This is a genomic window from Mycobacterium sp. NGS39 (genome assembly GCF_059812765.1).
Window position 1 is genome coordinate 75,382 of the sequence record NZ_JCALDH010000001.1, and the last position, 22,876, is coordinate 98,257.

Annotated in this window: 25 protein-coding genes; 10 read left to right on the forward strand and 15 right to left on the reverse strand. The window is 66.5% G+C overall.

Annotation, left to right across the window (positions count from 1 at the left end):
* The first annotated feature begins 251 nt into the window (after positions 1-251).
* Positions 252-623, forward strand: coding sequence for a hypothetical protein (locus AC5Y39_RS00375; RefSeq protein WP_500015751.1), 372 nt, complete (start codon positions 252-254; stop codon positions 621-623).
* 1 nt (position 624) lies between these two features.
* Here the strand turns inward: AC5Y39_RS00375 and AC5Y39_RS00380 are convergent, their stop codons facing one another.
* Genes AC5Y39_RS00380 through AC5Y39_RS00390 form a run of 3 tightly spaced genes read right to left on the reverse strand, consistent with a single transcriptional unit; the run spans position 625 to position 3,314 of the window.
* Positions 625-1,173 (reverse strand): nicotinamidase, encoded by a 549-nt coding sequence (locus AC5Y39_RS00380; RefSeq protein WP_500015753.1) that lies wholly within the window; start codon positions 1,171-1,173, stop codon positions 625-627.
* Positions 1,170-1,943, reverse strand: coding sequence for a DUF427 domain-containing protein (locus AC5Y39_RS00385; protein WP_500015755.1), 774 nt, complete (start codon positions 1,941-1,943; stop codon positions 1,170-1,172). Before AC5Y39_RS00385 ends, AC5Y39_RS00380 begins: the two co-directional genes overlap by 4 nt.
* A 9-nt stretch (positions 1,944-1,952) precedes the next feature.
* Positions 1,953-3,314, reverse strand: coding sequence for an NAD(P)/FAD-dependent oxidoreductase (locus AC5Y39_RS00390; protein WP_500015757.1), 1,362 nt, complete (start codon positions 3,312-3,314; stop codon positions 1,953-1,955).
* A 494-nt stretch (positions 3,315-3,808) separates the two neighbouring features.
* Here AC5Y39_RS00390 and AC5Y39_RS00395 point away from each other — a divergent pair, with 494 nt between their 5' ends.
* Positions 3,809-5,413: an HNH endonuclease signature motif containing protein gene (locus AC5Y39_RS00395; protein WP_500015759.1), complete on the forward strand. Its 1,605-nt coding sequence runs from the start codon at positions 3,809-3,811 to the stop codon at positions 5,411-5,413.
* Between the two features lie 39 nt (positions 5,414-5,452).
* Here AC5Y39_RS00395 and AC5Y39_RS00400 read toward each other — a convergent pair whose 3' ends face one another.
* The 5 genes from AC5Y39_RS00400 to AC5Y39_RS00420 are packed head-to-tail and all read right to left on the reverse strand — an operon-like array spanning position 5,453 to position 10,103.
* On the reverse strand, positions 5,453-5,746 hold the full coding sequence (locus tag AC5Y39_RS00400; RefSeq protein ID WP_500015761.1) for a DUF732 domain-containing protein: 294 nt from the start codon (positions 5,744-5,746) through the stop codon (positions 5,453-5,455).
* Between the two features lie 55 nt (positions 5,747-5,801).
* Positions 5,802-7,952, reverse strand: a complete 2,151-nt coding sequence (gene glgX / locus AC5Y39_RS00405; protein ID WP_500015763.1) for a glycogen debranching protein GlgX — start codon at positions 7,950-7,952, stop codon at positions 5,802-5,804.
* 27 nt (positions 7,953-7,979) lie between these two features.
* Entirely contained in the window at positions 7,980-8,798 is an 819-nt protein-coding gene (locus AC5Y39_RS00410) for a DUF1206 domain-containing protein (protein WP_500015764.1), read from the reverse strand.
* On the reverse strand, positions 8,798-9,820 hold the full coding sequence (locus tag AC5Y39_RS00415; protein WP_500015765.1) for a YihY/virulence factor BrkB family protein: 1,023 nt from the start codon (positions 9,818-9,820) through the stop codon (positions 8,798-8,800). Before AC5Y39_RS00415 ends, AC5Y39_RS00410 begins: the two co-directional genes overlap by 1 nt.
* Before the next feature lie 13 nt (positions 9,821-9,833).
* Entirely contained in the window at positions 9,834-10,103 is a 270-nt protein-coding gene (locus AC5Y39_RS00420; protein ID WP_500015766.1) for a DUF4235 domain-containing protein, read from the reverse strand.
* Between the two features lie 134 nt (positions 10,104-10,237).
* On the opposite strand from AC5Y39_RS00420, the gene AC5Y39_RS00425 reads away from it, so the two are divergent.
* The 3 genes from AC5Y39_RS00425 (at position 10,238) to AC5Y39_RS00435 (ending at position 12,367) form a co-directional block, all read left to right on the forward strand.
* Positions 10,238-11,416, forward strand: a complete 1,179-nt coding sequence (locus AC5Y39_RS00425) for a zinc-dependent alcohol dehydrogenase (RefSeq protein ID WP_500015767.1) — start codon at positions 10,238-10,240, stop codon at positions 11,414-11,416.
* A 150-nt stretch (positions 11,417-11,566) separates the two neighbouring features.
* Positions 11,567-11,725, forward strand: a complete 159-nt coding sequence (locus tag AC5Y39_RS00430; protein ID WP_500015768.1) for a hypothetical protein — start codon at positions 11,567-11,569, stop codon at positions 11,723-11,725.
* Positions 11,726-11,788: 63 nt separating this feature from the next.
* Positions 11,789-12,367: a TetR/AcrR family transcriptional regulator gene (locus tag AC5Y39_RS00435; protein ID WP_500015769.1), complete on the forward strand. Its 579-nt coding sequence runs from the start codon at positions 11,789-11,791 to the stop codon at positions 12,365-12,367.
* On the opposite strand, the gene AC5Y39_RS00440 is transcribed toward AC5Y39_RS00435, so the two are convergent.
* Positions 12,355-12,978: a TetR/AcrR family transcriptional regulator gene (locus AC5Y39_RS00440; protein WP_500015770.1), complete on the reverse strand. Its 624-nt coding sequence runs from the start codon at positions 12,976-12,978 to the stop codon at positions 12,355-12,357. The genes AC5Y39_RS00435 and AC5Y39_RS00440 overlap by 13 nt on opposite strands.
* A gap of 108 nt (positions 12,979-13,086) precedes the next feature.
* Between AC5Y39_RS00440 and AC5Y39_RS00445 the strand changes: the two genes are divergently transcribed.
* Positions 13,087-14,418 (forward strand): cytochrome P450, encoded by a 1,332-nt coding sequence (locus AC5Y39_RS00445; protein ID WP_500015771.1) that lies wholly within the window; start codon positions 13,087-13,089, stop codon positions 14,416-14,418.
* Between the two features lie 37 nt (positions 14,419-14,455).
* On the forward strand, positions 14,456-16,486 hold the full coding sequence (locus AC5Y39_RS00450) for a hypothetical protein (RefSeq protein ID WP_500015772.1): 2,031 nt from the start codon (positions 14,456-14,458) through the stop codon (positions 16,484-16,486).
* Here the strand turns inward: AC5Y39_RS00450 and msrA are convergent, their stop codons facing one another.
* The gene (msrA, locus tag AC5Y39_RS00455) at positions 16,487-16,999 is read right to left on the reverse strand and encodes a peptide-methionine (S)-S-oxide reductase MsrA (protein ID WP_500015773.1); all 513 of its coding nucleotides are present in this window, start codon (positions 16,997-16,999) and stop codon (positions 16,487-16,489) included.
* Between the two features lie 66 nt (positions 17,000-17,065).
* On the opposite strand from msrA, the gene AC5Y39_RS00460 reads away from it, so the two are divergent.
* Genes AC5Y39_RS00460 through AC5Y39_RS00470 form a run of 3 tightly spaced genes read left to right on the forward strand, consistent with a single transcriptional unit; the run spans position 17,066 to position 18,967 of the window.
* Positions 17,066-17,557 (forward strand): nuclear transport factor 2 family protein, encoded by a 492-nt coding sequence (locus AC5Y39_RS00460; RefSeq protein WP_500015774.1) that lies wholly within the window; start codon positions 17,066-17,068, stop codon positions 17,555-17,557.
* Positions 17,554-18,561 (forward strand): NAD-dependent epimerase/dehydratase family protein, encoded by a 1,008-nt coding sequence (locus AC5Y39_RS00465; RefSeq protein ID WP_500015775.1) that lies wholly within the window; start codon positions 17,554-17,556, stop codon positions 18,559-18,561. Before AC5Y39_RS00460 ends, AC5Y39_RS00465 begins: the two co-directional genes overlap by 4 nt.
* 37 nt (positions 18,562-18,598) lie before the next feature.
* Positions 18,599-18,967, forward strand: a complete 369-nt coding sequence (locus tag AC5Y39_RS00470) for a DUF427 domain-containing protein (protein WP_500015776.1) — start codon at positions 18,599-18,601, stop codon at positions 18,965-18,967.
* A 29-nt stretch (positions 18,968-18,996) separates the two neighbouring features.
* Here the strand turns inward: AC5Y39_RS00470 and AC5Y39_RS00475 are convergent, their stop codons facing one another.
* The 5 genes from AC5Y39_RS00475 to AC5Y39_RS00495 are packed head-to-tail and all read right to left on the reverse strand — an operon-like array spanning position 18,997 to position 22,875.
* Positions 18,997-19,977: a Rieske (2Fe-2S) protein gene (locus AC5Y39_RS00475; RefSeq protein WP_500015777.1), complete on the reverse strand. Its 981-nt coding sequence runs from the start codon at positions 19,975-19,977 to the stop codon at positions 18,997-18,999.
* Positions 19,974-21,536 (reverse strand): FAD-dependent oxidoreductase, encoded by a 1,563-nt coding sequence (locus AC5Y39_RS00480; RefSeq protein ID WP_500015778.1) that lies wholly within the window; start codon positions 21,534-21,536, stop codon positions 19,974-19,976. Before AC5Y39_RS00480 ends, AC5Y39_RS00475 begins: the two co-directional genes overlap by 4 nt.
* Positions 21,529-22,257, reverse strand: coding sequence for a class I SAM-dependent methyltransferase (locus AC5Y39_RS00485; protein ID WP_500015779.1), 729 nt, complete (start codon positions 22,255-22,257; stop codon positions 21,529-21,531). The genes AC5Y39_RS00480 and AC5Y39_RS00485 overlap by 8 nt, the downstream gene beginning before the upstream one ends.
* Positions 22,244-22,555 carry a lycopene cyclase domain-containing protein gene (locus AC5Y39_RS00490; RefSeq protein ID WP_500015780.1) on the reverse strand — a complete coding sequence of 104 codons (312 nt, stop codon included), beginning with the start codon at positions 22,553-22,555 and terminating at the stop codon, positions 22,244-22,246. Before AC5Y39_RS00490 ends, AC5Y39_RS00485 begins: the two co-directional genes overlap by 14 nt.
* Positions 22,552-22,875 (reverse strand): lycopene cyclase domain-containing protein, encoded by a 324-nt coding sequence (locus AC5Y39_RS00495; RefSeq protein WP_500015781.1) that lies wholly within the window; start codon positions 22,873-22,875, stop codon positions 22,552-22,554. Before AC5Y39_RS00495 ends, AC5Y39_RS00490 begins: the two co-directional genes overlap by 4 nt.
* Position 22,876: the final 1 nt, after the last annotated feature.

A 22,876-nucleotide genomic window follows, 5' to 3' on the forward strand; every position in this document is an offset into this window, starting at 1 on the left:
TGGTACGAGGTGTCTTCGACCGCTGCGCCACGATAGAGCGGTGGAGCATCCCGCAATCCCAGTTGACCAACAGCCGGTCGGCTGGCGCGCGATATCTCCAAGAGAATGCTTCGGCGCAAGAACGCGACCCCGCCATGAAAGTCCTCGTGTTGGTGTCGACATCTTGGACGGCGGCCCAGATGTCGGCGTCCGTGGTCAGGCTGGGTCGGCGACTGTGTTTAGTGGTCGGAGGCGGCGGTTAATCGAGCGCTATGCCAACAGACAGGGCTGATGATCCCGACGCAGGTGGGCCGGGCGACACCCTGAGCCCCGCGGAGTCGCTGGACTCCGACGACGTACGCAACGACGACGGTGACGAGGTGGTGGAGCCGCCTGACACCTGGATCGAGCCGCGTGACGACGATTCGCTCGACGAGCGGCTGGCCGCCGAAGAGCCCGAGCCCGCCGCCGACGGCCCCGCGCCCGACCCGGACACCTTGGAGGACGGCGTTTCTTCACCGGAGTTCGGCCTGAACGAAGCCGACGTGGTGGACGGTGTAATCGTCGAGGATTCCCGCGTCACGCGCGGCCAGGTGGACGGCACCCCGGAAGACGGCGACTCTTTCTTCCCCGTCGCCGACTGAATCAGGCGACTGCGACGCCGCGTGAGCGGAGATCGTCGAGCGCGGTGTGCGACGTGTCCGGCGCGACGCCTGCTGTCAGGTCGCTCAGCACCGTCGTCCTGAACCCGTGGCGGACAGCGTCACGGGCGGTCGCATGGACGCAGTAGTCGGTTGCGATGCCGACCACCACGACCTCGTCGACGCCCCGCTGCTTGAGCCAGTCGGCAAGAAGTGTGCCGTTCTCGTCAGTGCCTTCGAAGCCGCTGTACGCCGCTGAGTACCGGCCCTTGGTGAACACCGCCTCGATCGGCTCGGTGGATAGGTCGGGGTGAAACTCAGCACCGGGTGTGCCGGCGACGCAGTGCCGCGGCCACGAGTGCTGATAGTCGGGGTTCTCGGAGAAGTGGCTGCCCGGGTCGACGTGAAAATCCTTGGTGGCCACCACATGATCGTAGTGGGTGGTTGCAAGGTGGTGGTTGATTGCCCGCGCGACGCGGCTGCCGCCGGTGACTTCCAGGGTGCCGCCTTCACAGAAATCGTTTTGGACATCGGTGATGATCAGCGCCTTCATGACCCCACGGTAGCGCCGTCGACCGTGACGTCGAGTTGCTCGTCGAAGAAGCAGACGAGGCCTTCGATAGGGGCGGCTTCTCGTAGCGGGCTGCGGTAGGTCCAGGCGATGTCGCGCGGTCCGCCGGGCAGCGAGAAGTACGACGCGCGGCCCTTGTACGCACAATAGGTGACAGTGTCGCTGGGTTCCAGGCGCACGGCGACGTCTTCGGGAGGAAGGTAGTACCGCACGCGCAGAAGCGTTTCGAACAACAGCACGGGCTGCGTCGACTCCGCGAGAACCTGCCCGTCGAGCTCGATGCGGACATGGCGGCTGCTGCGCAGGATATCGATGCGGTGAAACGGATCATGGGGATGAGCGACTATCGGCTCGTCCTCTTCGCGCCAGTCGAAAGCGGCGAAATCCAGCACGACATGACGTGCCAGATCTGGGTCGGCGGGGCGAAAAGCGGCTGACGGCAGCGTGATACCGGCGACCGCGACGTCGTAGGCCTGGCCGGGGCTGGTGTGGTGGGCGAAAGGATTGCTGGGGTCCAGGATGGGCGCATCGACCGGCCCCGGACCGTTCATGGTCGGCTGTAGCTGCGCTGAAACCGCTTGCAGTGGAACGGCGTACGTGGGAACGACGCGCCGGGGCTCCCAGACCAGAAGACCGTCGCAGGTGTCGACGACGACGTGGTGGTTCACCGCGGCGCGTAGCCGTTTCGCGGTGGGTTGGTAGCGCAGAGTGTCGAGTCGGGAGCCGAGGAGATCGGTGATTTCTACCGCCATGTGGTCGGCTTAATGCTGCTTCGGCTTCCCGTCAAGACTGTGGTGTCCCTGATGTACCGGTGATTCCCATGTGTATGGCTCCTCGGGGTGGCCCGAACCGCCGAGGATGAACGTGCGGTCGCTGCGGTTGGCCCGCGCAATGCTCGCCATCCACGTTGCAACGGTGCTGAAGCGGTTGCGTACCCCGGTGAGAAAGGCGATGTGGATGAAACCCCAGGCCAGCCAACCGAGGACGCCCGTGATCTTGAGGGGTCCCGCCTGCAGAAGCGCGTGGCCACGGCTGATGTACGCCGCTGAGCCGAGGTCGCGGTAGCGGTAATCCTTGCGTCCGCCTCTGCCGAGCTCGCGCCGGATGCAGGCGGCCACGTGCCACCCGCCCTGCATGGCGTTCTCTGCCACCCCAGGCAGGCCGTCACGCCCAGCCAAGTCACCGATGACGAAAACCTCGGGATGTCCGGGCACGGACAGGTCCGAGTTCACCGCGATGCGCCCGGATCGGTCGGTCTTGGCGCCCAACACCTCCGCTGCGTGCCGCGCAAAGGGGACGGCCTCCACACCGGCCGTCCACAGCACCGTGCGGGTGGCGTAATTCTGTTGCGGGCCACCATCTTTCGGGCTCACGGCCACCCCGTCGCGTCGGACATCGATGACGTGCACGCCGAGGTGCAGTTCGACGCCCAATGTCTCCAACGTCCGTGACGCGCGCTCGCCGAGCGCCGGTGCGAAGCTCTTGAGGACCCGGTCTCCGCCGTCGAACAACAGCACCCGCGCGTCCTCCGGCTTGATGCTGTGGAACTCGTTGGCTAGCGAACGGGTCGCCAGTTCCCGGATCTGCCCGGCCAATTCGACACCCGTAGGCCCTGCTCCGGTGACGGCGAACGTAAGCCATTGGTCTCGCTGTGGACCAGGCGGCAAGCTCTCAGCGATCTCGAACGCTGCGAACACTCGACGGCGAATGCTCAATGCGTCGTCAAGCGTCTTCATTCCGGGTGCCCATGCGGCGAACTCTTCGTTGCCGAAATAGGACTGGCGCATGCCGGCCGCGATCACCAAGTAGTCGTAGTCGAGGTCGAATGTCGATTCATCGGGACGACGGGCGGTGACTCGGCGTGCATCAGCGTCGAGTCTGATGGCTTCGCCGAGCAGGGTCGTGACGTTGCGGTGGCGGGCCAGTTCTTCGCGCAGCGACCGGCTGATCTGGCCGATGCTCAGCGTTCCTGTTGCACATTGGTAGAGCAGCGGCTGAAAGACGTGGCAGGCGGTGCGGTCGAGAAGCGTGACGTCCACATCGACGCGTCCGAGTCGGCGGGCGCAGAACAGACCGCCGAACCCTCCGCCGATGATGAGTACATTGGGGCGCCCGGTGCTCATGAAAGTTCGACTCCGATCTGCATGTCATCGCTTGTTTCACTCCATCGTCGCTGTTGCTTCGGCCGACTGGTCAACGAAGGATTGGTAGTGATGGAACGCTTGGCAGAAGGGGTTCTCATGCGGTCCGCTCAGACACGCGAATTAGCCTCGGCGACAGTAGCTTTCGTGGGTTATACCGCGGACCGCACCGCGGGCCGAACGCACGGAATCCTGACCGCGCTGCTGGTGGACCATGCGCGCCGCCGGATCCAGCATCCGCCGGTTGGGGTTAGTGTTGCTGCTGAAGGTTCTGGATCGTGAGGCGATTGCGGTCAATGCGCGTCGGGCGCGCCGCGCGGCACTAGTCCAGTTCGCCTCACTCGGTACCGGACTGCTCTACGTCGTCGGCGCAATACGGGGCTGCCCATTCCGTCACCCGAGCAACTGATTCGGTTCATCCACAGGTTCGCGACGAAGCGCTCGATCGGTCAGTGGATTCAGCTATACTCGAACACATGTTCGAATCGCTACCGCCCGAACCCGAGGCGCTGCGCGCAGCCGACGACGAGACCGTGGTCGCGGCGATCGAGCGATGGAACCGCATCGAGGCGGCGGCCTGTGCGCGCCGGTTGGCGGCAATTGCCGAACTCACCGGACGGCGCTGCGACAAGGAAGGCGATCGCGCGCACTGGGCCTGCGATGGCTGGGACAGCGTCGCTGGCGAGGTAGCTGCAGCGTTGGGCACCAGTCCGAAAAAGGCGTCGAGCCAAATGTCGTTGAGCCTGACATTGCGTGACCGCGTGCCCAAGGTGGCTGCGCTCTTCCTGGACGGGAAGGTCAGCTACCGGGTCATCTCGGCGATTGCCTGGCACACCCATCTCGTCGAGGACGAGGCGGTGCTGGAGTACATCGATTCAGCGCTGGCAGAGCGCGCCGGCAGCTTCGGCGAGTTGTCGGATTACAAATTGGCTCAGGCGATAGACGTGTGGATTGATCGCCGTGATCCGGATGCACGCCGACAGCTGCGTCAGCGCGCGCGCAGCCGCGATTTGTATGTGGGTAAAAAGGACGACGCACGCGATACCACCGCGGTGTGGGGTCGGCTCTACGCCAGTGACGCCGCGGTGTTGGACCGCCGACTAATGACCATGGCCCACGGAGTCTGCGACGACGACCCGCGTACCATCGCACAGCGCCGTGCCGACGCGCTCGGGGCGCTGGCGGCAGGGGCCGACCGGTTGGCGTGTGGTTGCAACAACCCGGACTGCTCGGCCGGCGGTGCCGACGCGAGAGCGGCCAACGTCGTGATCCACGTGGTCACCGACGCCTCCGCTCTTGACGCCCAGCCCGATTCGCGGATGTCAGGGGAAGAACCCGCCGCCGGCGAGTCGGAACCGTCGCCGCCACCGGAGCACGCACCGGCAGTGGGCTTGTTGGGTCGCGGGGGCATCGTGCCGAGTCCGCTGTTGGCCGAGCTGATTCACCGCGGCGCCACCGTCAAGCAGGTCTACACCCCCGGCACCATGCCCGAACCGGGCTATGTCCCGTCAGCCAAGATGGCCGAATTCGTGCGCTGCCGAGATCTCACATGCCGTTTCCCCGGATGCGAGCACCCGGCCGAACTGTGCGATGTCGACCATACGATTCCGTGGCCGCTCGGCCCGACCCACCCGTCCAACCTCAAGTCGCTATGCCGAAAACACCACTTGCTCAAGACTTTCTGGACAGGCATCGACGGGTGGGTTGACGAGCAATTACCCGACGGCACCGTGATCTGGAAGGCGCCCAGCGGCAGAACCTACAAGACACTGCCCGGGAGCCGAATCTTCTTCCCCGCATGGAACACCACTACCGCCGCGCTTCCCAAACGACCGGTGTCGGCAGACCCGGTTGCCGGTCGCGGGCTTATGATGCCGCGGCGGCGCCGCAGCCGCGCGGCTGACCGCGCCCACCACATCGCGCAGGAGCGCAAACTCAACGCGGCCGCTCTTGCCGAGTATCGATGCCAACCGAGCGCTGCACGAGCCGAAAAGCCGCCACCGCAGCAAAAGCGGCCCGACATGTGGGACATCGAGCGCAGGAGAATGACGGACGACGACGATGACCCGCCCCCGTTCTGAGGCCGTCTCAAAACCGCTGGCGCGCAGAGATATTCGAGATCAGCAGCCGAGTGTGACAGCGGCAGTGCTGACGATATCAACCGCGACAGCCAGTGACGCCTTGAGATCGTCTTGCACCATTTTGGCGGCATCGGGGGAGATCATGCCGCTGTCGATCGCGCGGCACACCCGGTGGCCTTCGTTGAGCAATTGCTGGTTACTCAGGAACGGATACTTCGGCGCCAGCAGATGCAGGTACTCGCTCTCCCCGGCAGCCGCAGGTGCGGCGGTGGACACTGCGACGGCCAGCGCGGCCACACCCGCGGTGGTCAGAACGCGTAGTGCACGAACCATGATCGATCACCTCCACCAGGAGTCAACCCTCGACAAAGCCTAGGGCACCAAGGGCTCACTCCGATACGTTCTTGAGCACCACCATTGCGCGTGACTCCACCTTCAGCATGCCGGCGGCCGCGATCGGCTTGGGCTCCGGCCCGTCCGTCGGCGCGATGACGGCCGTGTTGACCACCGGCAACCACGCCGACCCGAATTCCGCTGGCGGCAGAGTGAAGTCGAGCGCCTCGTCGTGAGCGTTGAAGCACAGCACGAACGAGTCGTCGGTCACCCGCTGCCCGCGCGCGTCGAGGTCGGGAATGCCGAGTCCGTTCAGATAGACGGCGATCGACCGGCCGAAGCCGGCCTCCCAATCGTCGTCGCTCATCTCCGAGCCGTCCGGCCGGAACCACGAGATGTCGGGCAGGCCTTCGGCGCCGCGCCGGCGCACCGGCCGGCCGGTGAAGAACCGGCGACGACGGAACACCGGATGCTCGGTGCGCAACGCGGACACCTCTTGCGTGAACTCCGTCAACGCGGTGTCGGCCTCGTCCCAATGGATCCAGGTGATCTCGTTGTCCTGGCAGTAGCCGTTGTTGTTGCCGCGCTGAGTCCGGCCCAACTCGTCACCGTGGCTGATCATCGGCACGCCCTGCGAAAGCAACAGGGTGGCCAAGAAGTTGCGCTGCTGACGCGCCCGCAGCTCGTTGACCGCCGGGTCGTCCGTGGGTCCCTCGACGCCGCAGTTCCACGACCGATTGTGGCTTTCGCCGTCGCGGTTGTCCTCGCCATTGGCCTCGTTGTGTTTCTCGTTGTAGGACACCAGGTCTCGCAGCGTGAACCCGTCATGGCAAGTGACGAAGTTGATCGACGCCACGGGCCGCCGTCCGGTGTGCTCGTACAGATCAGCCGACCCGGTCAGCCGCGACGCGAACTCGTCGAGCGTCGCCGGCTCTCCGCGCCAGTAGTCGCGCACGGTGTCGCGGAACTTGCCGTTCCATTCCGTCCACTGCGGCGGGAAGTTGCCCACCTGATATCCGCCCGGGCCGACATCCCACGGTTCGGCGATCAGCTTCACCTGGCTGACGATGGGATCCTGTTGCACCAGTTCGAAAAACGCGGCCAGCCGGTCGACGTCGTAGAACTCCCGGGCCAGCGTCGACGCCAGGTCGAATCGGAATCCGTCGACGTGCATCTCGGTCACCCAGTACCGAAGCGAATCCATGATCAGCTGCAGCGTGTGCGGATGCCCGACGTTGAGGCTGTTGCCGGTGCCGGTGTAGTCCATGTAGTAGCGCTTGTCGTTGTCGACGAGGCGGTAGTAGGCGGCATTGTCGATCCCGCGCATCGACAGCGTCGGGCCTAGATGGTTCCCCTCGGCGGTGTGGTTGTAGACGACATCGAGGATCACCTCGATGTCCGCCTCGTGCAGGGTGCGCACCATGGTCTTGAACTCCTGCACCTGTCCGCCCGGGGTGGTGCTGGAGCCGTATTTGAAATCGGGTGCAAAGAACCCAATTGTGTTGTAGCCCCAGTAGTTTGACAGGCCCTTCTCGACGAGGTGCGAGTCGTTGGCGAAGTGGTGCACCGGCATCAGTTCGATCGCTGTGACGCGAAGCTTCTGCAGATGCTCGATGATCGCCGGATGCGCGATCCCTGCGTAGGTGCCGCGGATGCGATCGGGAATGTCAGGGTGCAGCTGAGTCATGCCCTTGACGTGCGCCTCGTAGATCACCGTGTTCGCGTACTCGTGGCCGGGCGGGCGGTCGACACCCCAGTCGAAGTAGGGGTTGATGACCACCGATTTCGGCATGTGCGGTGCCGAGTCCTCGTCGTTGCGGCTGTCGGGGTCGCCGAAGTTGTAGCTGAAAAGCGCTTGGTTCCATTCGAAGTTGCCGTCGATGGCCTTGGCATACGGGTCCAGCAGCAGCTTGTTCGGATTGCACCGGTGTCCTGCGGCGGGATCGTACGGCCCGTACACCCGGTACCCGTAGCACTGTCCCGGCTCGACCTGCGGCAGAAAACCGTGCCACACGAATCCGTCGACCTCGTTGAGCGTCACGCGTGACTCGGTCCCGTCGGCGTCGAACAGGCACAACTCCACCCGCTCGGCGACCTCGCTGAAGATCGCGAAGTTGGTGCCCGACCCGTCGTAGGACGCGCCCAGCGGATAGGCCTTGCCCGGCCACTGTTCCCACGAGCGTTCTTCCCTCGGAGCCTCGGTCACGCGGGCACCTTCCTGTCGACGATCCATTTACAACCGGCAGTAGCGGCTGTGGGCAAAGCTATACAACCCGAACGCGGCGAACCCGAGCGCCGCTGCAATCAACAGCACTTTGCCGAACGGTGCCGCACCCAAGGTCTTCACGGCACCGTCGATGCCTGTTGCTTTGGCGGGATCCGAAGTCATCGTCGCGACGATCAGCAGAACGCCCGCACCGGCCAGCACCAGGCCCTTGGCAACGTACCCGGCGATGCCCAGCGGGATGAGCAGCGGGCCACCCGCAACGGTCACGTCGTCCAGGAAACGCTTCGTCACACCCTTGTGGACGTGATACCCGCCCACCGCCACAACCGCCAAACCGATCACCACAAGCAGGAACTCTCCCCACCCGTGCTGCATGAGCCGCGCACTCAGCCCGGCGTTACGTGCCGTGCTCGGCTCGTTGCCGCCGGTCGCGAACTTGGCCGCGGAGAATGCGATCGCGAAATAGACGACAGCGATGCCAAAAGACTTGAGCCGGTTGGTCACTTGCGTGATGCCGTGCTCCTCCACCTTGCGTTCGCTGGGGTGCTGGCCGACGACGGTCTCGGCCAGTCGCCACAGGCCCAATGCGGCCAAGCCGGCGGCAGTTGCCCACAGCAACGCGGCTCCGCCGGGTCCGGCTGCCAGCGCGGCCAGTGCGCCCGACTGGTCGGCGGTTCCGGCCGACCCGAGCGCGATGTGCGCGACGATGTAGCCGACCAGCAGATGAAGGATGCCGCTGATCACGAACCCGGCGCGCGCCGCGAGCTGAAATGCGTCGTTGTCGGTGGCCCGGCCGACGGCTCCCTGCACCGGGTTAGCGGCCATCACTGCTCTTTCCCGCGGGACTGCCGCAACGCGGTGCCACGCTCGATGTCCTTGTCCTGCTTGGCCTGATTCTTCTCGAGAAGGCGCGTGTCGCGCGGTGGCAACTGCAGCTCCTCTTCAGCCGGCAGCCCGGCCTGCAGTTCGCGGCCACGCTCGAGTTCCGAATCCACCTCTGCACCGAACAGCAAGGCCACATTCGTGATCCACAGCCACAGCAGGAAGACGATCACCCCACCTAGCGCGCCGTAGGTCTTGTTGTAACTGGCGAAGTTGGCGACGTACACGCCGAACCCGATCGACGCGACCACCCACACCACGATCGCGACCATCGCGCCGACGCTGATCCAGCGGAACTTCGGCTGCCGCACATTCGGCGTGGCGTAATAGAGCACCGCGACCGCGACCACGACGCACGCCAAGATCAGCGGCCACCGCCCGATCCGCCAAATGCCCATCGCCACATCGCCCAGCCCGATCGCATCCCCGATCGCCGACGCCAGCGGCCCGCTGACCGTCAACATGAACGCGACGGCTGCCGCCAGCACCAGCCCCGCCAACGTCAATGCCAACTGCTGCGGGCGCAGCTTCCAGATCGGTCGGCCCTCTTCGATCTCGTAGATCCGGTTCATCGCGCGGCTGAACGCGCCGACATATCCCGACGCCGACCACAGCGCCCCCAGCAGACCGACAACCAGCGCGAAACCCGCCGACGGAGAGTCGACCAACTGCTGGACCGGACCGCGCAGGGTGTCGACCGTCGACGGCGGCGCCACGTCGGCGATCACCTGCAGCACGGTGTCGACGGTTCGCTTGCCCTGGCCGAACACGCCGAGCAGCGACACCATCACCACCAGTGCCGGAAACAGGGACAGCACCGCGTAGTACGTCAACGCCGCCGCCAGGTCGAGGCACTGGTCGCGGGAGAACTCGCGCACCGCCATGCGCACCGAATAGATCAGCGAGGGCTTGGTGAGGTCGGTCGGCGAGTCGGGCTTGCGCGGATCGTCAGGGTCGGGTGACATTTCGGCCGGTTAGCTAGGCGGGGTTCTCATGGGTGACGGCGTGATAGCCGCGCGCCGCCGCCCGATCCACCACGGCGCGGACCACGCCGAACACCAGACCCTGCAGCGCGGCGGCCGTCAGCACCTCACGTGACGACTGCCCGAGATCCTTCGGGTCCGGCGTCTCCTCGGACTCGCCGACGCGTTTCCAGATCTGGTTGAACACGGCGCCCGCCAGAAGACCGCCGGCCACGCTCGCCGCAATCGATAAGGCCTTGTACGTCACTTTCGAAGTCACGCTCACTAGTCACCTCCGCGTCGAGTGTTGGCGCAACCTATACCCGCTTACCTGCGCCTCGACACTTGTTGCGTTGGCGCACCAAATGTTTGACACCACCCCGAACGGGCATGGCTGTCCAAGCAACTTCGGGAGGTTTGATGCGAGCAGTGACGTGGCAGGGCAAGCGCAAGGTATCGGTCGACAACGTGCCCGACCCATTGATCAAGGAACCTACCGACGCGATCATCCGGGTGACGAAAACCAACCTCTGCGGCTCGGACCTGCACCTGTACGAAGTGCTCGGCGCATTCATGACACCGGGCGACATCCTGGGCCACGAGGCGATGGGCGTCGTCGAAGACGTCGGTCGTGAGGTGGGCGACCTCAAGGTCGGCGATCGTGTCGTCATCCCGTTCAACATCTCGTGCGGGCACTGCTTCATGTGCGACCACGGGCTGCAGAGCCAGTGCGAGACCACGCAGAACCGCGACCAGGGCACCGGAGCCGCGCTGTTCGGCTACTCCAAGCTCTATGGCGAAGTCGCCGGCGGCCAAGCCGAGTACCTGCGCGTGCCCCAGGCTCAGTACACGCACATCAAGGTGCCCGACGACGGGCCCGACGAACGGTATGTCTATCTGTCGGATGTGTTGCCGACGGCATGGCAGGCCGTGGAGTACGCCGCCGTTCCCGACGGCGGCACGCTGGTGGTGCTCGGGCTCGGACCGATCGGGTCGATGGCGTGCCGGATTGCGTTGTATCGCGGCAACTGTCGCGTGATCGGCGTGGATCTGGTGCCGGAGCGGCTCAGCCGGGCCCGCGACTTCGGCGCCGAGGTGATCGACCTCAACGAGCACGACGCCGAACCTGTGGTGGTCGACGCCACCGACGGTCGTGGCGCCGATTCGGTGATCGACGCAGTCGGGATGGAGGCGCACGGCTCGCCGATCGCCGAGGCCGCCCAGACCGCGGCCGGTTTCCTGCCGTCGCCGGTCGGTCGGGTGGTGATGCGCAACGCGGGCGTCGACCGGCTCGCCGCGTTGAATGCCGCGATCGGCATGGTGCGCCGTGGCGGCACGATTTCGTTGTCCGGCGTCTACGGCGGCGCCACGGACCCGATCAACATGATGACGCTGTTCGACAAGCAGGTGCAGCTGCGTATGGGCCAAGCCAACGTCAAGCGCTGGGTTCCCGACATCATGGGGCTGCTGACGTCCGACGATCCGCTGGGCGTCGAGTCCTTTGCCACCCACCGGTTGTCCCTTGACGAGGCGCCGGCGGCCTACGAGACGTTCCAGAAGAAGCAGGACGGGATGATCAAGGTCGTGATGACCCCGTAAAAAGTATGACTTGGCGCATAGTTCTGGCAATCAGCGCAGGGAAGCGCCGTCGAAGATAACGGCCAGATCACGGCCTTCTTGACCGTTAGTATGGCTAGCGGCATAGTCGTGGCTGCGGAGATGCAACCGCTCCGCGAAAGGTAAACCGCCATGACGAACATTGAGCTGAACATCGCCGGACTGCACTTCACGCGTTCGGCCCACGACGACGGCGGGAAGAAGTCCTGGTACCACAGCTGCCGGACGTGGCGCCGCAAAGAAGTCCGCGGGTCCGGCCGTCCCGTACAGGCGGCCGACTCCGCGGCGTGACGCGCGCCGTCGAGCATGGACATGCTGCGGCAACGAGCTAAGCGAGGCGCGACCAAGCGCCGGATGCTCACCAGCGCCGCCGAAGTGCTGAGGGAACGCGGTGCGGCCGGCGTCACCATCGACGAGGTGCTCGCCCGAAGCGGTGCACCCCGTGGCTCGGTGTATCACCACTTCCCGGGCGGACGCCATCAGTTGCTGGCCGAAGCACTGCAGTTCGCCGGCGAATCGATGACGACCGCGATCGGCGAGGCGGCCGCCAGAGGCCCGATGGCGCTGGTCCACGAATTCGTCGAGATGTGGGAAGCCGTACTGCGCGAAAGCGACTTCATGGCCGGCTGTCCCGTGGCCGCCGCGGCGATCAGCAGCACCGACGAGGATCCGCCGCTGTCCGCCGATGCGGCACGCATATTCGGACAGTTGCGCGATGCGCTCACCCGCTCGTTCGTGGCCGACGGCTTCCCCGACGACGAGGCGGCGACGCTGGCCACCACCATGCTTGCCGCAATCGAGGGCGCGGTGATCCTGTGCCGGTCGCTGCGCAGCCCTCAGCCGCTGCGGGATGTGGCCGAAAATCTCGAATTCCTGGTGAACGGACGCCGATTCGTCAGCCGGTACCGACGCGACGCGCGTCAGGACACCTGAGCTTCGGCCGACACCAGAGCGATCGAGGCAGCCACCGCGGTGTCGACGATCTCGCGGACATCCTTGCGGTCCTCGACTGTCAACGCGGTCAACTCCCGCAGGCCGCCGAGAAGGATCACCGACATCTCCGGGGACGCCGGCCGCATGCCTGCGCGCTGAAAGCCGGGGTTACTGGTCACCTCGGCCAGCATCTGCGTCAGCACCTCGATGTTGTGCCGCTGCACCGACCGCACTGCGGCACCGAGCGCAGGCAGCTCGCGGATCCAGCTCAGCGCGACGGCCGGGCGTGACTCGATGACGCCGACGTAGGCGTCGATAGCTTGGTGAATTTGCTTCTGCCAGTTGGCTTCTGGGTCGACGGCAGCCTTGATCTGGACGACCATGTCCTCGATCGCCGTGCGCAGCAACTCGACGAAACACTGCTCCTTGCCGTCGAACTCCTGGTAGAAGGTGCGCTTCGAGGTGCGGGCGTGCCGGACGATGTCGGCGATCGTGGTGTCGCGGTACCCCCGCTCGGCGATCGACTCGGCCAGGCCGTCGAGCAGTCGGCGTCGAAACGGGTGCTCGATGTCTTGCTCGGAAGCCGTGACGGCGATGTCGGCCACCGTCATCGCGCCTCCTGTCCACGGTTGAGTCTTGATCGGCACGGTACTAACCGGTACCGTACAACATGACACCTTGGTACTGCGTGGTACCACGACCGCGGTTGGGAGTGAGCGATGAGCGAAGCGGCCCTGAACCTCGTCGAAAGCGGCAGCGCGCCGCCGCCTGCCAAACTCCCACCGCAAGTGCCACTGCCCCGTCCGGTGCAGGGCGTGGGCTTCGTGGTGTCCCGTCGCTGGACCATTCGGCAAGCCGCCCGCCGCTACGGCAACGTGTTCACGCTCGACATTCCGGTGTTCGGCCACACCGTCGTGGTCGCCGAGCCCGCCCTGGTCAAGCAGGTGTTCATGGCCAGCACCGACGATCTGCTCAACATCCAGCCCAACCTCAGCCGGGTATTAGGGCCGGGCTCGATCTTCGCGCTCGACCGCGCCGAGCACCGCAACCGTCGCAAGCTGCTGCACCCGCCGTTCCACGGCAAGAGCATCAAGAACTACGAACGGATCATCGAAGAAGAGACCCTTCGCGAAGCTGCGAATTGGCCTGTAGGACAAGAGTTTCGGACGCTGGAGCCGATGATGCGGATCACGCTGAATGTGATCCTGCGTGCGGTGTTCGGCGCCGAGGGCACCGAGCTCGAAGACCTGCGCTGGCTGATACCCGGCTGGGTGAAGCTCGGCTCGCGGCTGGCCACTCTGCCCCAGCCGTCACGGACATACGGCCGGTTCAGCCCGTGGGGCCGGCTGGCGGCGTCGCATCAGCGGTTCGACGCGATCGTCGAGACCCTGATCGCCAAGGCCGAAGCCGACCCGTACTTCGACGAGCGCACCGACATCCTGGCGCTGATGCTGCGCAGCCGCTACGACGACGGCTCGCCGATGTCGCACCGGGACATCTCCGACGAGCTGCTGACGCTGGTCGCCGCGGGCCACGAGACCACCGCGTCGACGCTGGCCTGGGCGTTCGAGCGGCTGCGCCGGCACCCCGACGTGGTCGCCGCGCTTGCCGAGGAGGCCGACGGCGACGGCAACGAGTTGCGTCAGGCGACCATCCTCGAGGTGCAGCGGGCGCGGACCGTGATCGACTTCGCAGGCCGCCACGTCGCGGCGCCCGTGTTCGAACTCGGTGACTGGCGTATCCCGCAGGGGTACTCGATCGTCGTCAGCATCGCGCAGCTGCACGAGACCGCGTTCCTCGAGCCGGAGCGGTTCGACCCGTACCGGTTTGTCGGCAACCGACCGCCGACGTTCGCGTGGGTGCCGTTCGGTGGCGGGACCCGGCGCTGCCTGGGTGCGGCGTTCGCGAACACCGAGATGGATGTGGTGCTGCGGACGGTGCTGCGCCATTTCGAGCTCGACTCGACCACCGACCCCGGCGAGAAGGTGCACTCTCGCGGCGTGGCGTACACGCCGAAGCGGGGCGGGCGGATCGTCATGCATCACCGCTGACGTTTGAGCCGCGGCCAGGCTGGCTAACTGTTCAGCCATGGATCGCCCCGACACCATGGTCGAGATCCATCGACAGCGGGTGCAGGATCTCACGCTCGAGTTCTTCGGCGGCGAGAAGTATTCACAGCCGGCCAACGGCCCCGGCTTCACCGCGACCGCCACGCTGGACCTCACGCTGGACCGGGTCTGGTTCGTCGAAGACGCCCGCGGGCGGCTGTGGCGAGAGCAAGTCGACAGCCAAGAACGGGATCCACTGCGGCACTTTGCGATCGACCTGGCGATCTTCGACTCCAAGCTCGCGATCGAGTCCGTCACCTGCATCCCGCTGGTGCCGCTGCCGCCGCGCACAGTCACAGTGCCCGACGGTCCGCGCGCCGGGGAGTCGCGGCAGATCCCGTACAACGAGATCCCGCTGATGGGCCGGCTCACCATTCACGAACAACTTGAATGCCGCGAGCCCGAGCCCGGCAAGCAGACCATTGCGCTGAATTTCAAATCGCAGGATGCGCCGGTGCTGGTGGCAAGTGCAGCCGACGACGGTGCACGTCTCTACGGTCCCGGTGTCGAGCGAATACCCAACGGCGACACCACGTTCAGCGGGAAGGATCCGCGCGTCACCTGGGACCTAGACGACGCCGAGGCGTACTGGATCACCCACTGCGTCGCCGGTGAGCTGCTGGTGAATCTGCAGAAGCTGCGCCACCCCGGAATCTCCGACGACGACGCCCGCACCGCGGTGCTGGACTTCATCGCCGCGCAGATCGCCGAGGCGGTCGGCCCGGAGGTGGGAGCACTCGGCGAGGACGGCATCGTGGGCGTGCTGCCCACTACCATGGACGTCGACCCGGCCGCGGACGACGACAGCACCGTCAAGGAGCTCGACGCGGTGGTGCAACGCTACGAGGTCGGCGGCCGCCCGCACGAGTCCATCGTCGTGCAACTGAAGACGCTGCGCGAACTGCCGGCCGGCGAAGAGCTGCCCGCGTCAGTACTCGCCGAAAACCCCGGCGAGCACACGGCTTTAGCCGTCACCGGGTGGAGCATCCTGCGCGAGGTGCGTGACACTGTGAAGTCGACGTTCAATCTCGACGAGTCCGACTTCGACCCCGACGCGCCGTGTCTGCTCAACGGCCCGAAGACCGTGATGATCGGCGGCGACGAGCGTGTGCTCGAATCACTGGACGCCGACATCACGCCCCGCACCGGGGACGGCCGCCTGGTAATCGACGGAAAAGTCAACGCGCACAGCAAGTTCTACGACTTCGACGCGGCGTTCACGATCACCTACGACATGGTGCTCGACGACATCCCCCGCGATGCGGTGGGCAATGAGACCAGAACCTTCACCGGCGAGACGATGGAGGAGTTGCAGCGCGCACTGCAGCAGGCCGGCGAACGCCGAAGCGCCGGAGAATTGAGCGAAGAGGAATACGAGGCGGAGGTCAAGCGGGCCAACGACCGGATCGCCGAACTACCGCGCACCGTGGGTGTGCGGCCCAGCCAGACGGCCAAACCCGTTGTGCAGCCTAACTTCAGCCTCACCGCTGCGGGCCACGCCGCGACCGCGGTGGGAGTGGCCGCGGTGGTCGGTCTGCTGGCGCTGCCGGTGACGGCCGCCGTCGGTGCTGCGGGTGTGGGCGCGGCCGGGGCGGGTGGGTTGCTGGCGTTCGCGATCGTCGACTACCTCTCCACTGTGTTCACGCTCAACTGGTTCGGTGCCGGGATGGGCTCACGCGAGGTACGCAAGGCACTCAGCGACCGGCCGAGCGGAACCGAACTTCCGGTGATCGGAATTCCGGTGGGCACCAACCTGAATCGGCAACGGCTCGCGGTGTATTTCCGGCAGGTCCCACCGCAGTTGCCGGTGAGCTGCGTCAAGTCGGACGACGACGGCAAGATCCGCGTGGTCGGCGGCCGGTGGCCGGGAGACGGTGCGCAATGGCTGCTGTCGGCCGATGACGGTCGGCGGTTCGTCGAATCAGGCGAACTGCAACTGGTTCTCGACGACTCCGGTGAGCGCGTGGCTTTCGAGTCGGATGCGCTGCGCTCGCTGCCGCAGTGCAGCTGATTACTGAGTGCTGCCGGCGCGCCTGGGCAGCTTCCAGCCCGGACGGACGTAGTGGCAGGTATAGCCGCTGGGATAGCGCTGCAGGTAGTCCTGATGCTCCGGCTCGGCCTCCCAGAAGTCGCTCGCCGGGGTGACCTCGGTGACCACCTTGCCGGGCCACAGTCCCGACGCTTCGACGTCGGAGATCGTGTCCAGCGCGATCTGCTTCTGCTCGTCGTCGAGATAGAAGATCGCCGAGCGGTAGCTGGTGCCGACGTCGTTGCCCTGCCGGTTTTTCGTGGTCGGGTCGTGTATCTGGAAGAAGAACTCCAGCAGCGTGCGGAAATCGGTCTGCTCTGGGTCGTAGATGATCTCGACGGCTTCGGCGTGACCGGGGTGGTTGCGGTAGGTGGCGTTCGCGTTCTCGCCGCCGGTGTAGCCGACGCGGGTGCTGACCACCCCGGGCTGCTTGCGGATCAGCTCTTGCATGCCCCAAAAGCAGCCGCCGGCCAGTATCGCCTTCTTGTAGGTCATGGCTCCTCCTTACACCGATATGTCGCCCCTCGACAACGCTGGTAGAACGTGTTCTAGTTTTGAGCTGTGACCGGTTTTGGCCGCGACGAGTTGACGGCGGCGTTCGAGCACTTCGAGCAGACCGTGGCGCGGGCCGCCGAGACCCGCGACTGGGACCCGTGGGTGCAGCAGTACACCGCAGACGTCGAATATGTGGAGCATGCCGCCGGCACGATGCGGGGCCGCGACGAAGTGCGGGAGTGGATCTGGAAGACGATGACCACGTTCCCGGGCAGCTACATGACCGCGTTTCCGACGCTGTGGTCTGTGGTCGACGAGCCGACGGGACGAATCATCATGGAGCTCGACAACCCGATGGCCGACCCCGGCGACGGCACGATCATCAGCGCCACGAACATCTCGATCATCACCTACGCCGGCGACGGGCTGTGGCGCCGTCAAGAGGACGTCTACAACCCGCTGCGGTTCCTCAAGGCGACGATGAAGTGGTGCCGCAAGGCACAACAGCTCGGCACGCTGCCCGACGAGGCGGCCCGCTGGATGGAGCAATACCGATGACGACGTCTCTGGTGATCGGCGCGAACGGATTCCTGGGCAGCCACGTCACCCGCCAGCTGGTGGAAAGCGGCGCCGATGTGCGGGCGATGGTGCGCAGCGGCGCGAACACCAAAGGCATCGACGATCTTGCGGTGCAACGGTTTCACGGCGACGTGTTCGACACCGAGGTGCTGCGCGAGGCGATGACCGGCTGCGACGTCGTCTACTACTGCGTGGCGGACACCCGCGCCTGGCTGCGGGATCCCGCGCCGCTGTTTCGGACGAACGTCGAGGGCACCCGCAACGTGCTCGAGGTGGCTCGCACGATGCCACTGCGGCGGTTCGTGTTCACCAGCAGCTACGTGACGATCGGCCGCCGCCGAGGGCACGTCGCCACCGAGCAGGACCAGCTGCACTGGCGGCGGTCGTTGGGCCCGTACGTGTTGTCGCGGCTGCAGGCCGAGCAGTTGGTACTGCGCTACGCCGCCGACCACGGGTTGCCCGCGGTCGCGATGTGCGTGTCCACCACCTACGGGCCCGGCGACTGGGCGATGACGCCGCACGGCGCGATGATCGCCGGCGCCGCATTCGGCAAGGTGCCGTTCGTGATGAACGGCATCGCCCTGGAGGTCGTCGGCGTCGACGATGCGGCGCGGGCCATGATCCTGGCCGCCGAGCGCGGGCGCAACGGCGAGCGCTACATCGTCTCCGAGAAGATGATGACCAACGCGCAGATCGTGCGGATCGCGGCGGAGGCGGCCGGTGCGCCGGTGCCCCGCCGATCCGTGTCGTTGCCCGTGTTGTACGGCATGGCGGCGATGGGAAGCCTCAAGTCGCGCCGCGGCAGCCGCGAGATGCTGACCCTGCGGTCGCTGAGGTTGATGCGGGCCGAAGCGCCACTCGACCACAGCAAGGCGGTGCGGGAGCTGGGCTGGCAGCCGCAGCCGGTCGAGGATTCGATTCGCGCCGCGGCGCGGTTCTGGGTGGATTTGCGGGCAGCGGCCAGGAAATCGAAGGCGGGCTAGCCGGGAATCTTATTCCCGACGCGGCGTTGACTGTCCTATGAGCAAGCCGCGTCTGCAACCGAGCGCCCGCCACCCGATCACGATCACCCCGACCGTCGGACACGTCACCGTCCGCGTCAACGGCGAGGTGGTGGCCGACACCGACAACGCGCTTACGCTGCAAGAGTCGACGTATCCGCCCGTCCAATACATCCCGCGCAGCGACGTCAACCACGACCTGTTGCGGCCCACTGACACCGCGACCTACTGCCCGTTCAAGGGCGACGCGAGCTACTACAGCGTGGTGACCCCTGCGGGCACGGTCGAAGATGCGATCTGGACCTACGAGCACCCATACGAGGAGGTGGCCGCGATCGCCGGCCACGTCGCGTTCTATCCGGACAAGGCCGAGATCACCGTCGGCTAGCCACGGGTGCGCCGAGCGTGGAGATCGCGCTAGCTACGGGTGCGCACGTGATAGCGGCGCTCGGCGTAGGCGAGGTCATCGCGCCACAGCCGAGTGGCGGCGTAGCGCATCAGCGGCGTGATCATCGGGGCGACGTGTCGGGTCCGGGCGAAACCTGACCGGTCGGAGTGGGCGATCACTGCCTCGATCACCGCCGTGCGCGGGTGCCCGTCGGGCCCTGCGCCCAGTGGTGTCGCGTGCGTCTCGACCACGCTGCCGGCGCCCTCGCCGTCGACGATCCGCATCACGATCGTGCGCCGCTCCGGGCTGGTGAACTCCGCGATCACCGGTACGCCGAACCGGCCCATCTTGAACGTGACGGCGACGAGGAAGCGGTCGGTGTCGTCGTCGGCGTCGGGCGGCGGCGCGCTGAGGACTTCCAGCCGGGTGAACGAGTACGGATGGAACCAGGCGCCGTGCCACGGGTCGAGCCGGTTGGCGATGACGTCGTCCGGCTCGCAGGTGCCGACTAGCCGCGTCACCGCGTCGAGCCGAATCCCGCTGGGCCGCAACGGAATTACCGGCTGCGGGGTGGACTCCTCGCCACCGATGCGGTCCAGTCGCACCCACACCAGCACGCCGTCGTCGTGACTTGGCAGCGGCTTCCATCCGAACTCGGGGCTGCCGGTGAGGCGCAGCCCGTGCCACGGGCAGACGAGTGCCCCGCAGTCCACCGTTCCCGTAGCCAGATCGGCGCCCAGATGCGGGCAGGTGGCGGGGCCGACGTGCAGCCCGCCGTTCCCGTCGCGCCACGCGACGATCTCCACTCCGGCGACTGTCGTGCCGAACGGGCGCCGGCTTCGCACGTTGCTGCTGGCGGCGAACGCGTACCAGTTGCCCGACGGCCGCCGCTGTGCGCGTCGCAGCGCCGCGTCGATGATCGCCGGTTCGGCGTCGCGGTAGGTGGGTGGCTGCTGCGCCCACTGAGTGCGCGGAAGGACTTGGATTGGAAAGCTTTTCGGCCACTTCACGGCGAGCTGTGCCCTCTCACGACCAGTTGTTGCCTTTGACCCGCCAGGCGGCGCAGCAGCGGAATGCGGCCCTGCGTCGGCACGGTATGCAGTGGGTGCCCGGCCAGCCCCCAGCCGGCCAGCAGCTTGTTGGCCGCGGTGAACCCGGTAGTGGCCGCGCGTTCCATCAGCGCCACCGGCAGGTCGATGCGGATGCCGTCGCCGGCGAGCATCAGCCGAGGGTGTGGCGTGGTGACGGGTGGCCGGCGGGCGAAATCGCCCGGGGCGAACCGGGGGCAATCGTCGCGCCACAAGGTTCGTTCGGCGACCACCTTTGCGTCGCGGGTCTCGGGGTACAGCTCATGCAGCCGAGTGAGCAACCGCTCCGTCAGCCCGTCGCGGTCACGCACGGCGTACGAGTGCAGCTCGACGACGGCGCCGCCGTGGCGCCGTGACCAGTCGATCGCTTGGCGCTCATAGCGGTTCAGCACGCTGATGTTGTCCAGCGGCGGCAGTCCCCCGGTGCCGAGGAACGCCGGCCGTTGCGGCTTGACCGGACGGTCGAGCCACAGCCGCTGTACGACGAACGGTGGCGCCGTCCGCAGGGCCGCCACCGTCTCGCGCCACGCTTCGTCGCCGAGATCCGGTGACGCGCCGACGATCGCGCGCAGCCCGCTGACGTCGGGGGCGAGGACGACAGCGTCGGTGTCGACCGGGTCGATCGAATCACCATGCACGCGAAACGCTCTGGGGCCGTCGGTGCCGATCGACGACACCGATACTCCGGTGCGGAACTGCACACCCCGGTCGGACAGATACTGCCGCAACGGTTCCCATAGGCAGGTGTCGAAGTTGGCGGCGGCGACATCGAACACCAAGCCCTCGCTGGAGCCAAGGAAATAGATGTGGAACATCGTCGCCAGCTCGGCCGCTGACAGCTCCGTGGGCTCGGCGAAGAAGCTGCGCGAGAACACCTCGAACGCCAGGTGCCGCGCTGCGTCGGGGAAGTTGATGTGGTGCAGAAACGTTTCGGCGTCGACGTCGTCGAGACGGTGGTAGATGTCCGGCACCGACACCGCGGCCAGCGGTGCGGCGGCGCGGGCGTCGAGCGCGATGAAGTCCCGTAGCCGGAACGTGGGGCTGCGAAGTGCAAACAACAGCGCATTCCACGGCGGGGTGCGCGGCAGCCCGCGGAACGTGTCGCGGCGGCCCTGGGCGTCGACCAGCGGGTAGTCGTCGACGGCGGTCAGTTGGCTCAGCGCAGTATCGGTGCGCCGCAACAGGTTTCGCAAGTTGTAGTACTGGCGGAAGAACGCGTGGAAGCCACGGTTCATCGCGACGGAAGTGCCGTCGGGCAGCGTCTCGGACCACCCGCCGACCCGGCCGCCGAGATACCGTTGTCGCTCCAGCACCTCGACGCTCACGCCGCGCTCGGCAAGTCCGGTCGCTGCGGCCAGTCCCGCAATTCCCGCACCCACCACCACCGCGTGCGGTCTGGACGCCAGTGAGTCTACGTTCGGCAAGCCGGGCTCGGCGGCGTGCGTCACACGGCGCGGATCGCGAAAACCGTTGCTAGTCATGGGGAGCGTCGGCCAGGAAGGTGTGGACGATGTTGCGCTGCCAGCCCGTCATCGTCTCGCTGTGCACGGCCACGAACCCCGCGTCGGCCAGCCGGCGGCGGAAGCGGGTGGCGCCGTCGAACGCCAGCACGCTGCGCCACAGGTGCCGGTACAGCGCGGTGTCGCGGGTGTGCCGGAAACCCGACGGGATGATGATGCCCCAGCACACCGCGCTCCACGTCAGCGTCGCCGCGCGCGAATCACGTACCGAATATTCGTGCACCGCAAGGGTTCCGCCCGGCCGCAGCAACGTCAGGAAGCGCTTCAGCTGCGCGTCGGGGTCGGCCAGGTTGCGCACCAGGTAGGCCGCCAGGATGCCGTCGAATGGTCCGGTGACGCCGAGGTCGGCGAGATCTTCGATGCGGCCGTGGACGAACTGCACCGACGGCGGCCACGTCTTGGCTTGCGCCTCACGCAGCATCCCGGCCGACGCGTCGACCGCGACGATCTGAGCTTCCGGCGCCGCGGCGAGCAGCGCCGCCGTCGACGCCCCGGTGCCGCACCCGGCGTCGAGCAGCCGCAATCCGCGCCCGCGGTTCGGAATACGCATGCGCTGCACTGAGATTCGCAGATGCTCGTGGTAGCCGGGATTGGCACCCACCATGCGGTCATAGGCCTGTGCGCCGACGTCGAACGCCGAGGGCACCGCGTCGCGCGGCAGGCCGGCGTCACCGACTGTCACGTTGCCGCTCCCATAGCAACAGCACCGCCGTCACCAACGCGAACCCGAACAGGAAGTCCTCGACGGGAATGTCGAACGGAAACCGGACGCCGACGGTGTGCGCGTCGTCGTAGACGACGATCGGTGCGCTCAATTTGGTGAGCCAGCCGTCGACGAGAACCTGGAAGCCGATCACGATCGACATGGACAGCCAGTACGCGGTCTTGCGGAACAGCCCGGTGCGCCACACCACCACCTCGAGCGCGACGACGGCGGCGGCCGCGACCACCGCGGGAAGCGTATAGCCGAGCCCGCTCACGAGCGGCGCCTGAGCCGGCCGAGCATCGCCGTCACCGCGTTGTAGGTGAGCAGGCCGCACAACGGGATCACGATGAAGAACAGTAATTCCTCCAGCGGAATGCCGAAGCCGACGTGAACTCCGCTGATGTAGCGCGGGTTGTACGTCCACACGTGCGCCGCGACCGCCAGTGCATCCCAGACGACGAACAGCAACGCGACCGGCAGCACCGACCGAACGGTGCGCCACGGCTGGCGGTATACGCCGGGACCGAAAAACTCCAGCGGCGCGGTGACGAGCAGGCAGGCGCCCAGCACCAGCAGGTACTGCCATCGGTCCACG